The sequence below is a fragment of the Arcicella sp. genome, assembly GCF_964672035.1.
The window spans coordinates 1-12,131 of record NZ_CBABQS010000043.1 but is presented as its reverse complement, the minus strand read 5'-3'; the positions used below and the strand labels follow the sequence as shown (position 1 = coordinate 12,131).

Annotated in this window: 11 protein-coding genes; all 11 read left to right on the top strand. The window is 35.7% G+C overall.

Translation table 11 applies throughout. The features are described from left to right. The first annotated feature begins 112 nt into the window (after nucleotides 1-112). Nucleotides 113-2,041: a sensor histidine kinase gene (locus tag AC1W31_RS12635; protein ID WP_481734814.1), complete on the top strand. Its 1,929-nt coding sequence runs from the start codon at nucleotides 113-115 to the stop codon at nucleotides 2,039-2,041. A 230-nt stretch (nucleotides 2,042-2,271) separates the two neighbouring features. Continuing rightward, entirely contained in the window at nucleotides 2,272-2,907 is a 636-nt protein-coding gene (locus AC1W31_RS12630; RefSeq protein ID WP_481734813.1) for a hypothetical protein, read from the top strand. A gap of 40 nt (nucleotides 2,908-2,947) precedes the next feature. Further along, the gene (locus AC1W31_RS12625; protein WP_481734812.1) at nucleotides 2,948-3,595 is read left to right on the top strand and encodes a hypothetical protein; all 648 of its coding nucleotides are present in this window, start codon (nucleotides 2,948-2,950) and stop codon (nucleotides 3,593-3,595) included. A gap of 65 nt (nucleotides 3,596-3,660) precedes the next feature. Continuing rightward, nucleotides 3,661-4,872: an ATP-binding protein gene (locus AC1W31_RS12620; RefSeq protein ID WP_481734811.1), complete on the top strand. Its 1,212-nt coding sequence runs from the start codon at nucleotides 3,661-3,663 to the stop codon at nucleotides 4,870-4,872. Between the two features lie 177 nt (nucleotides 4,873-5,049). After that, nucleotides 5,050-5,424 carry a response regulator gene (locus tag AC1W31_RS12615; protein ID WP_481734810.1) on the top strand — a complete coding sequence of 125 codons (375 nt, stop codon included), beginning with the start codon at nucleotides 5,050-5,052 and terminating at the stop codon, nucleotides 5,422-5,424. Next, nucleotides 5,424-6,464 (top strand): adenylate/guanylate cyclase domain-containing protein, encoded by a 1,041-nt coding sequence (locus AC1W31_RS12610; RefSeq protein ID WP_481734809.1) that lies wholly within the window; start codon nucleotides 5,424-5,426, stop codon nucleotides 6,462-6,464. Before AC1W31_RS12615 ends, AC1W31_RS12610 begins: the two co-directional genes overlap by 1 nt. Before the next feature lie 197 nt (nucleotides 6,465-6,661). Beyond that, complete coding sequence (locus tag AC1W31_RS12605; protein WP_481734808.1) at nucleotides 6,662-7,294, top strand: hypothetical protein; 633 nt, start codon at nucleotides 6,662-6,664, stop codon at nucleotides 7,292-7,294. Between the two features lie 75 nt (nucleotides 7,295-7,369). Further along, the gene (locus AC1W31_RS12600; protein WP_481734807.1) at nucleotides 7,370-9,391 is read left to right on the top strand and encodes a glycoside hydrolase family 3 protein; all 2,022 of its coding nucleotides are present in this window, start codon (nucleotides 7,370-7,372) and stop codon (nucleotides 9,389-9,391) included. A 91-nt stretch (nucleotides 9,392-9,482) separates the two neighbouring features. Continuing rightward, entirely contained in the window at nucleotides 9,483-9,623 is a 141-nt protein-coding gene (locus AC1W31_RS12595; protein ID WP_481734806.1) for a hypothetical protein, read from the top strand. Then, complete coding sequence (locus AC1W31_RS12590; RefSeq protein WP_481734805.1) at nucleotides 9,623-9,946, top strand: type II toxin-antitoxin system VapC family toxin; 324 nt, start codon at nucleotides 9,623-9,625, stop codon at nucleotides 9,944-9,946. The genes AC1W31_RS12595 and AC1W31_RS12590 overlap by 1 nt, the downstream gene beginning before the upstream one ends. Nucleotides 9,947-10,654: 708 nt before the next feature. After that, nucleotides 10,655-12,055 carry a glucuronate isomerase gene (gene uxaC / locus AC1W31_RS12585; RefSeq protein WP_481734804.1) on the top strand — a complete coding sequence of 467 codons (1,401 nt, stop codon included), beginning with the start codon at nucleotides 10,655-10,657 and terminating at the stop codon, nucleotides 12,053-12,055. The last annotated feature ends 76 nt before the right edge of the window (nucleotides 12,056-12,131 follow it).

Below are 12,131 nucleotides of genomic sequence, written 5' to 3'. Positions count from 1 at the left end.
CTCATGGCATTTCAATTTGCAATTTATTCGTTTTCCGTAACTTATAAGATTATTAATGCCATGAGAAATTCACCGAAAATACTATTTTAATTTATTGCCCTTTCATAAACTTATGGAAAAAGTCTTTCTCTTGCATACCCATACCGTTATGTCGTTGTTACTATTTTTATTTGTAGCAGGTACATTTATTTTCATCAATAATTTAAAAGAAAATACTCCTTCAAAAAAGTGGTTTAAATTATTCTATTTAGGTCAACTTCTATGGCAGGGGGCTGATATATTGAGGTACAGCCTTCATCCGTCCATGGTTGGAAGCCTAATTTATCAACTTGATGTTTCGGTTTGGGCAATTCCCTCATTCTGTATTTTGGAAATCGCTTATTTACAGTTTCTGTATTTTTTTGTCGGTAATCCCTTCGAACGAGAACGGAAAACATTTCTATATCTTTCAATTTTTATATCTTGCATTGTTGCCACTTTAACCTTTTGGAATGAATTTTACAATAAAAGTAACATCTTGATTTTCAACTTAATAGCTTTTGGATACGGATTTGTAATAAACGTATTGGCAATGATTCTGTGTATCCGGAAAGCAATATATTTTAACAAAAACCAAGAAAAAATATCAGCAAAAGGGAGTTTTTACATGGCTATCTTGAATTTTGGCTATGTCATGACCAGTGTGATTGTTATCATTTTTGGTTTTTATAGTACCATTGGTTATTGGACTTTTTTCTTGATTGTTTGGATTGGAAATTTAACAGCGTTGGTTGTTTATATCAATTTTGGAGCTATTCCTACCAGTTTTCAAACCAAAATGATTGGCTTTACATTCATCATTGTTATGACCGTATTGATGATGGTAACGTTGGTTTTTTATCCGCTTTTACCGCCCACCGAAGTTGAAATTAGTACGACTCAACAAACAGGATTAACCAAATTAATTATTATTATTCTTTGTTCGATATTCGTCTTAACTTTTATCCTGCCACGAATTTTGAGATATACTTTGACCGACCCACTTCAAAGACTTTTAGATGGTGTACAAAAGGTTAATTCGGGCGATTTAACCAGTAAAGTTACCATAGTTCATCCCGATGAAATTGGCAATATTACCGCCAATTTTAACCTTATGACCCAATCTTTAAAGCAATCAAAAGATGATTTGATTCAATACGCTATGACGCTTGAACAAAAAGTAAATGACCGAACCGCCGAACTTCAACATTCACTCAATAATTTAAGGGAAACGCAAGCTCAATTGATTCAATCCGAAAAATTAGCCTCTCTTGGAGAACTCACCGCTGGCATTGCCCATGAAATTCAGAATCCCTTGAATTTTGTCAATAATTTTTCAGAATTGAGCATGGAATTAGCCGAAGAATTGAAGGCGGAGATGCAAAAATTCAACATTGACCAAAAAATTGTAAATGACATACTGGACGATTTAAGCCAAAATCAGGAGAAGATTAGTTATCATGGCAATCGGGCGAGTAGCATTGTTAAAGGAATGTTAGAGCATTCACGGACAAGTACAGGCGTGAAAGAGTTGACAGATATTAATGCATTAGCAGATGAATACTTACGACTTACTTTTCATGGATTAAAAGCCAAAGAATCCAATAATGCTGAAATCAGGTTTAATTATGATTTTAAAACCGATTTTGATAAGAATCTTCCTAAAGTTAAAGTAATCCCACAGGATTTTGGGCGAGTTTTATTAAATCTCATTAATAATGCTTTTTATGCTGTTAAACAAGTATCTAATAAAAGGGCTAATTATAAACCATTAGTGACGATTAGTACTCATCATACTGACAATCAAGTTATTATAAAAATACAAGATAATGGAATCGGGATGTCAGAAGCTACAAAAGCGAAAGTTTTTCAACCTTTTTTTACGACAAAACCCACAGGTGAAGGCACAGGCTTAGGACTAAGTTTAGCCTACGATATTATAACGAAAGGACATGATGGGGCGATTGACGTTGAAAGCGTTGAGGGAGAAGGAACAACTTTTACAGTGACCTTACCAATCTAAGAATAGTTAAATCTCAAGAAATAGAATCGGATAAAATCTGTTTTTAAGAATTTTATAATTTACTGATAATCAAATATTTATACATTAATAACAGATATTTTACGCTTGCCACTTATCATTTTCAGTTAATAAATTATAGAGCTATTTTCCAATCTTATAAAGGAATCGTTATTTTTTTCTGTGTATTTTTAACATATTTAAATTCTCAAATTTCAACCCATGATGACTCCATGAAAACAACTTTCAAACTCCCACTTTTCCTGTTAATATGCAATTTAACTTTTGCTCAAACAGGTAGTCTTTTTAAATTGAATACTGCTTTACCAACGGATATGACGACCCAAAGTGAAGCTATGCTAAAAAGCAAAGATTTGTCATCCGATTTAGGGGCTATTGACATTTCTGAATTTATGGATTACATCAATAATACCGGGGGTCAATTTGAACAATTACTTTTTACTTTTAATGTAAAAAATAAGAAGAAATTGTACTTTACGGTAAGAGCCGCCAATCGAAATACGGGTGAAGTAACGCCAATGGCTTTTTCGAGTTTAAACAAAAAAATGACCATTGACGTTGCTGACAAAAAAGATTTTAATGATAAAAAAAATGTTTCATTCAATCCAAATGGCTTTTTCTTAGAAAAAAATGATGTTTTAGCCATGTTAAACGAAGTTGGTGTTGAGAAGAAAAAAATAAAAATCAAAGCCGTTCATACAAAAGATAGCAGTCAGCAAAGTTTTATAAATTTATTATTTCAAGGTAGCGGCACAACGGATTCAGCTACAACTTTTTCAACTTTTAACGTAGCCGCAGGAAGATTAGCACCCGAAACGGGTTGTCCTCCCTTCAATTGTATGGATTAGTAAGATTTAATATTTTCAGCACCACGAAAAACAACAATCTATGGAATTGATGGACTTAGCCAGTTTTTTAGATGCTGGGGCAAATTATTTTGTGATACTACCCTTATGCTTCGGCTTTTTTTATTTTAAGCATACAAACGCATTATTGAAGCTTTTGATATTTGGTCTTATTCTAACGTTATTACAACTGATAATTCTCAAGATTTCAAACATCATTTCTTCTTTTATCTTTGGTTATATTTTGGCTGCCATAGATACGATTACCGTTACTTTATTGATTGGCCAAACCATAACATCCAGACTCAATAGAAATATTTTCTTGATGATAGGAGTATTGCTTTTGCTATTTATTTTAATTGACTCTCAGTACATTACGTGTCTAAATAATTTTGGGATTTCAACTTTTATCGTCAAAATATTTATTGTGATTTCCGCTTTTATTTCGGTGAATCATCTATTTAAAATTAACCTCGAAAGAGAGATTTTTGACCAACCAATCGTCTGGATTTGTTTTGGTTTAATTTTCAATAACCTCTTTGGTTCATTTGAAATGTTTAGTTTGGCAATCATGAATTATTCCCAGAATTTAGTTCTGCAATATTACATACTACTTGCTTTGGTAAGGATTGTGATGTATTTATTTTTCAGTTATAGCTTTTACCTTTCCCAAAAAATTGAAAACAATTAACTTAATATTTTATGAAGAGAAATATATCGTTTATCTTTTCATTTTTGTTAGAATTTGTTCTTGTTATGTCATTATATGCTCAAAAAAGTGATACTTTAACCAAAATCACGGCTGTTAAGTATGGCAATAATCAAGTAGGTTTTGGCACGGGTAATATTGATATTTTGCAAAATAAAATACCAAAATTAGCTTTCGATCAAAATTATCTTCAATTCAGTTTCCTCAACAAGAAAATCCCCAAAAACAAAACCTTCTACTACTATTTGGTAGGCTTAGATTACACTTGGATTAAGTGCGAAGATTGTAGCCAAGCACAATATGCTCACTTGAACGGAGGTAACTATACGTTTTTGGTAAAAACGGGTGAGAAGGGAGATGTTCCTGCCCAATTTAAGTTTTTTGTTGAAGGGGATATTATCCATAAATGGTGGTTTATTCCCATGCTGTTGATGTACGTATTGGCATTTTTAGGCATTGGTGGTTATTTCTTTGTCCTTTTCCGTTTCAGGCAAAAGCTAATTCAGCAACGATTAATTCATCGAGAAAAGATGAAATCCATGTCCGAACTCACCGCTGGAATTGCCCATGAAATGCAGAATCCACTCAATTTTGTCACTAATTTTTCTGGAATGAGTGTAGAACTCGTTCAAGAATTGAATGATGAAATAGAAAAATCGGAATTAGATAAAACATTGATTCGAGAATTAGTGAATAATATCCACCAAAACCAACAAAAAATTTATCAGCACGGGCAGCGAGCGAGCGGTATTGTGAATGGTATGCTCGAACATTCAAAAATGAATATTGGACAATTTCAGCTAACCGATATCAATAAATTAATTGAACAACAACTCCGACTTGCCGAAAGTGTTTTTAGCAAATCAAATAAAGAATTTATCGTCGAGCTTCAATTTCAGAGTGATTCACAACTTCCCAAACTCAATATAATTCCTCAAGAGATTGGAAAAGCCCTTTTTAATATATTCAGTAATTCGTTTTTTGCGATGATAAAATTTGCCGCCCCTATGCTCAAAGTCACTACACAAAAATCTCATAATCAAATAGTTATCATTATCAAAGATAATGGAACTGGAATGCCTGAAAGCGTAAGAAACAAAGTATTTCACCCTTTTTTCACCACAAGAAATACAGGCGAAGGCACGGGTTTAGGTTTGAGTTTAGCTTATGATATTATTACGAAAGGACACGGCGGGATGATTGAATGTGAGAGTGTAGAAGGTGAAGGAACTATTTTTACGGTAACATTACCAATCTAAAATCAAAAAACGCTCATCCTTTTCTGGCATTTAATAAGTAGCTAAGTAAGGCTTGAGCCATGTTTTCCAAATTTGAATTATGCTATTCTAAGGCCCCATAGTTGAGAATTAAAAATTGAAACCATAGCACATGAATTTACAGAATTTACTGTTATATTACCCAATAAATAAAATAGCATGAAGATTTTAGTAGTTGACGATGAAAAGGATATTCAAACCCTTTTTGAGCAAAGATTCAGAAAAGAAATCAGAGAAAAAATAGTGGAATTGGTCTTTGCTTTTTCGGGCGAAGATGCCCTTACATACCTGCATCAACACGAGCAGGAAGCCGTTTTGATACTTTCTGATATCAATATGCCAGGCATGAGTGGACTTGAATTATTGCGTCAGATAAAACAAGAATACCTAAAACCACCGCCCGTAGTAATGATGATAACAGCCTACGGTGACGATGAAAATTATAACCTTGCCAAAGAGTTGGGGGCGGATGATTTTTTGAATAAACCCGTTGATTTTACAATACTTAAAGAAAAATTAAAAATTAATCGCTAATGGCAAAAATTTTAGTAGTAGATGATGAGCCAGATTTGGAGATGCTCATTAAACAGAAATTCCGCCAAAAAATAAGAGAACAAAAATACGAATTTGTTTTTGCTATTAATGGACAAGATGCCTTGGATAAAATTCAACTAAACACCGATATTGACATCGTGTTGAGTGATATCAATATGCCCGAAATGGATGGATTAACCCTATTGAGCCATCTGAATGAATCTTCGCCTTTGATCAAATCAGTCATCGTTTCAGCGTATGGCGACATGGAAAATATCCGAATTGCCATGAACCGAGGCGCATTCGATTTTATTACAAAACCCGTCAATTTCGAAGATTTATCGGTGACAATCGAACGAACCATTATGCACGTTGCCCAAATACGTGAGACCTTGAAAGCCATCAAAGAAAACAATATTCTTCGGATGTACGTGGACGAAACGGTGTTGAATTTTATGGGAAGCCGTGAATTTGAATCGTCGATTATGCTCAATGAAACCGTTGAAGCCACCGTTGTTTTTATTGACATTTGTGGATTCACGGCAATCAGCGAAAATGAAACGCCCGATGCCGTAGTGAAATTATTGAACAATTATTTTGATGTAATGGTGAAGGAAATAATCGCTCAGGGAGGATATATCGACAAATTTATGGGCGATGCCATCATGGCGATTTTCAGAGGAGAATATCACTTAGATAGGGCAATTGATGCGTGTTTGGCAGTCAGAAAACAGATTGAAGAAATGCCCGAAACGGCTCATCCCGTCCCTTTTACACCTCAATTATCCATCGGTTTGAATTCGGGCGAAATGATTTCGGGCAATATTGGTTCGGCCAACCTTCGCCGTTTGGATTATACCGTGATTGGGGATGTCGTAAATATTGCCCAACGCCTACAAAATACTGCCAACGCAGGGCAAATCATTATCAATGAAAGTGCGTATTTGAAAGTTAAAGAATCCTTTAATTGCAAGAAAGTAGGAGAAGTAACTTTGAAAAATAAAGCCATGCCGATGTTAGTTTATGAGGTAATGGATTAGGTAATTTAGGTTATAATCTTGCCACCAAGGCACAAAGTCTCTAAGTTTTTTTAAGAGTGTAATGTAAGGATGAATAGCATTCGTCCAAACTATGAATAATGGACGAAGACTGTTCATCACTATCTTTTTTGATTCATTCTTTTAAAACGTAGAGACTTCGTGCCTTGGTGGCTAATCAACTTTTCCTTCAAGAAAATATGCCCCTACAAAACAGAATAAGCCCTTTCAGCACGCTAACCGCCACGCCCGAACATGGTGCGTGGACGGGAAACAGAGGGGTAATCCACAACGCAAACAAGAAAATTCTTAGAAATCATGCCGTAAAATATTGGATAACGTGCGTGTTGGAATACAAAAATTTCCAAAGAAAAGTGATGACTCCGAATCGTTGGACGGAATTGTTTTTCTTGGATGAAACTACCGCTTTTGCGGCTGGACATCGCCCGTGTGGATTTTGTCGAAATCCAGATTTTAAACGATTCAAAACCCTTTGGTTATTGGCAAACGGTCAACGATATGATTTAGGGAAAGAGACTAAAATTGATACGATTGATGCTTTGATTCATCAGGAAAGGTTAGACTCCAACGGTTCTCAAAAGACTTTCAAAGCAAATTTAGCAACTTTACCCGATGGCACTTTTATCTCTTTTGGTGAAAAATCAAGCGCTTATTTATGGCATCAGCAAAAACTCTATGAATGGTCGTTTGCTGGCTACAAGAAAGTTTTGAGATTTGTACAAAATCAAGAAGTGGAGGTTTTGACTCCTTTTAGTTATGTAGAAACTTTTAGGGTTGGGTATTTACCACAGATTCACTTTTCGGCGGAATGATATTTCAAAACTAAGTAAAAAACTATACCCTATAATCTTTTATAAAAAAAACAACCGAAATAAAAGATTAAAACCATGAAATCACTCCTTTTGCTTTTATGTACCTTAACATTCGCAAATGTCAAGGCTCAACAAACAATCCAACCAAACTTAGGTTACAGAACCGCTAAGATTCTGAAAAAGAACGGCTTAACGTTCAAAGACTTAAATCAAAATGGAAAAATTGATAAATATGAAGATTGGCGTTTACCAATTGAAACACGGGTTCAAGATTTAGTTGCCAAAATGACGATTGAGGAGAAAGTGGGTTTTATGCTCATCAGTACTTCTCGCTTAGCGGGTGATTTTTCCTTCCAACAAAATGCGCCCAAAGTTGAAATTACGAGTGGATTTAATGAAGAAGACTTGGTGCAAAGCATGAATATGTTTTCTAAAAAGCCACTACCTTACGCCATGCTTTCAGCCGCTGGCACCACCAAAGGCGTAACAAAAAATCATTTACGACATTTCATTTTACGTGCCAATACTTCCGCTAAAGTTTTGGCAGAATGGGCGAATAATCTCCAAGCTCTTTGCGAAAATTCACGCTTGGGAATTCCTGCCATCATCGCTTCTAATCCACGAAATCATATTACCGTTGATGCTTCCATCGGACTCAGCGTTGGTACGACTGTTTTCTCAAAATGGCCGGGTGAATTGGGTTTAGCCGCCATGCGAGATTTGAAATTAACCCGTGAATTTGCGGATATTGCTCGTCAAGAATGGGCAGCAATTGGCCTCCGCAAAGGCTATCAATACATGGCAGATTTGGCAACCGAACCTCGCTGGCAACGAATTGAAGGCACTTTTGGGGAAGATGCAAACTTAGTAGCGGATATGACTCGTGAGATAGTATTAGGTTTTCAAGGGACAAAATTGGGCGAAAAATCTGTCGCTCTTACCACCAAACATTTCCCAGGCGGAGGACCACAAGTGGAAGGGCAAGACCCGCATTTTGAGTGGGGCAAAGACCAACATTACCCAGGAAATATGTTTGATTATCACCTCAAACCTTTCCAAGCGGCCATTGATGCAGGTACATCATCCATTATGCCTTATTACGCAAAACCAATTGGCACGAAATACGAAGAAATAGCTTTTGCGTATAACAAAGCCATTATCAAAGATTTATTGAGAACCAAAATGGGCTTCAAAGGTATCATCAATTCGGATACTGGCCCGATTGAAATGATGCCTTGGGGCGTTGAAAATTTAACAATTTTGCAACGTTATCAAAAAGCCATTGATTGTGGCGTGGATATATTTTCTGGTTCTGCCGACCCAACGCTTTTATTAGAAACGGTAAAGAAAGGCATGGTTTCAGAAGCCCGAATTAATGAATCAGTTACAAGATTATTGAGAGAAAAATTTACTTTAAATCTTTTTGAAAATCCTTACGTGGATGCTGCAGAAGCGGAGAAAATTGTGGGTAATGCCAACTTCCAAAAGCGGGCAGATTTAGCCATGAGAAAATCTATCGTTTTATTAAGAAATCAGGCAAAAGTTCTTCCAATCGCTCCAAAAACGGAACGCCGCCCGACGAAAGTTTATTTTGAATCTTACTACGATAATGGCAGAACAAAAACGCCATTTACGGTTATAAAACCAGAAAATAATCAATGGAATTTTGACTTTGTTTCGACCAAAGAAGAAGCTGATGTAGTACTGCTATGGCTAACGCCCAACGGCGGAAGTTTATTCAATTCAAGTCCTGCCCCAATTGATATTAGTTTATCCAAAAATAAAATTGACGTGGCTCGAGTGAATGAAATAACGAGTGCAAAACCAACGATTGTGGTGATTAACTATACAAGTCCATGGTTGATTTCGGAGATTGATAATGCAAACTTAAAAACGGTTTTGGCAACTTTCGGCACCACGACCGATGCAATTTTGGATGTAGTGAGTGGGGCATTTAATCCAACAGGAAAAATGCCTTTTACAACGCCAATTTCACAGAAAGCCATCTTAGAAAATCAGTCTGATATACCAGGATTTATGAAGCCGAAGGGATATGCTTTGTTTACTTTTGGGGATGGGATTGGTTATGAGAAGTAGGGGTTTATTGGGTCAATTTAATAGCGTAAAAATTAGTTAATTTTTACGCTATTTTTGTATTTTTGTATAAGAAATTTATAAAATGAAGACCATGAAAACTACAACAAAACCAAAAGAAGTGCCTGTTAAACAGGTAATGAGAAAGCCAGAAGGCAGGCCCAAAGTGAAACAAGGAACAGGGAGACACTTAATCTTTATGTCCGATACACTTTTTGACGATGATTTAAAATAATGAAGAGCTACCTTTTAGACACACATATTTTTCTGAATGCGTGCGGAAGACCTGAGAAAAATGGCAAAAAAATAGTAAAAATTCTTGAAAGTGATTGCCCTAAATATCTTAGTGCTATTTCGTTGGTAGAGATTACTCAATTATTGGAATCAAAACCTAAGGAAGTAAAAATAAACCTACCGGTTGCAACATTTTTTCAACAGGCGTTGAGTAATTTAAAAGTTCAGGTTTTAGAAATTACGCCTGAACATGCCCAACAATTCTACGAAATTCAAATGATAAAAGATCACAAAGACCAATACGACCGCACCATTATTGCCTAAGCGGCAAGCACAGGTTTTACAGTTTTGTCTGACGAGACAAAATTTCCATTTTATCCCATTGAACTTGTTTCAAATAATTTATAAATATTTGTTTTTATACATTGAAAAGGCCGCTGAATTGATTTCATCGGCTTTTTTTGATAGTTTCTACCTATTAATAATCATAATTGCTATTTGAATTTAATATTTGAGAGGATTTTTTCTGTATCACTTGTACGATCCTTTAAACGGTGGGTTGCGTAGAACGTCAGATAGAATTTGTTTACCTTAACTAAATATATTTTTTGAATAAGTATTTGTTTAGCTTTTTGTTGAAATTGCCTTTAAATTACAAGAAAGGGAAAACAAGAAAGAAGAGTATAATAGGTATTTAATTCTCATCTGAGTATTGAAATATTGTATCTATCTGCAAACATAAGTATTTCTTACAACTTCCCAAAACAATTTATGTAACCTCCAAAGATATCCTAACTTTGCATTTCCTTCATTACATAAATTATACCTCAAAATAAATTTTTACAGTAAAAAATCCCTAAATGCCCCTTTATAGAATCAAAAGGCATAATCAGATAATTTCCATTTTCGTGGCAATGCTATTGGTTATCCTATTGCCTCTTTAAAAGCATTTTTTAACCTTAGTAAAACGCTGTAAGTGACTTACTATTACACTGCGACACGAGTTGCTATCTCGATATATTTACATACAAAATGAAACAATTTTTAAACGAAGATTTCCTTCTCCAAACCTCCACGGCCAGCCGACTTTATCATGAGTTTGCTAAGGATATGCCTATTATTGATTATCACAACCACTTACCACCCGACCAAATTGCGGGCAATAAGAATTTTGAAAATCTAACCCAAATTTGGCTTTACGGCGACCACTACAAATGGCGTGCAATGCGAGCAAATGGCATGAACGAAAGTTATTGCACGGGTGATAAATCAGATTTTGAAAAATTTGAGAAATGGGCTGAAACGGTACCTTACACGATGCGTAATCCATTGTATCACTGGACGCATTTAGAATTGCAACGTTATTTTGAGGTGTACGAAACGCTTAGTCCGAAGAATGCTAAGAAAATTTACGAAGAATGTTCGGCTAAAATTCAAACACCTGAGTTTTCGGTGAGAAGTTTGTTGTCGAAAATGAACGTAGAAGTTGCTTGCACCACCGATGACCCAACGGATTCATTGGAACATCACCAAGCAATTATCAAAGATGGAACGGTAACAACGAAGGTTTTGCCAACTTTTCGTCCTGATAAATATATTTTGATTGAGAATCCTAATTTCTCGGATTATGTTCAAAAGTTAGCTTCAGTTGCCAATATTGAGATTGATTCTTACGCTGACTTATTGAAGGCCCTTCGGTCACGAGCGGATTTCTTTGCTTCTTTGGGCGGTCGTTTAGCTGACCACGGTTTGGAGCAAATTTATGCCATTAGTTTCACTGAAGAAGCGGCCAATAACGTATTTAGAAAAGTAATTTCAAAACAAAATATCTCGTCTCAAGAAGCGCTGACTTATAAATCTGCCATTCTTCATGCTTTGGGTGTGATGTACCATGAATTGGGTTGGACGCAACAATTTCACTTGGGCGCCTTGCGAAATAATAACAGCCGTGCTTTGCGTACCTTGGGGCCAGATACCGGTTGGGATTCAATTGGCGACTGGTCACAAGCACAGGGACTATCCAAATTCTTAGGTCGTTTAGATGAAAATGACCAATTAGCAAAAACCATTATTTATAACCTCAATCCAAGAGACAATGAATTAATGGCTACGATGATTGGTAATTTCAACGATGGGTCAATCGCTGGGAAAATTCAGTTTGGTTCTGGGTGGTGGTTTTTAGACCAAAAAGATGGAATGGAACGCCAAATGAATGCTCTTTCAAACATGGGACTTTTGAGCCGTTTTGTGGGTATGCTTACGGATTCACGTAGTTTCTTATCTTTTCCAAGACACGAATATTTCCGTAGAATTCTTTGTAATCTTTTGGGTAACGAAATCGAAAAAGGAGAACTACCAAACGATATTGAATGGATTGGGCAGATGGTGCAAAATATTTGTTACAACAACGCAAAAGAATATTTCAAATTTTAAGGAGCAATAAAATATGGGTAGAAATGGAAGTAAGTCCTTTCACAATTCTCATTTTCATAATTCTCATTACTCAACG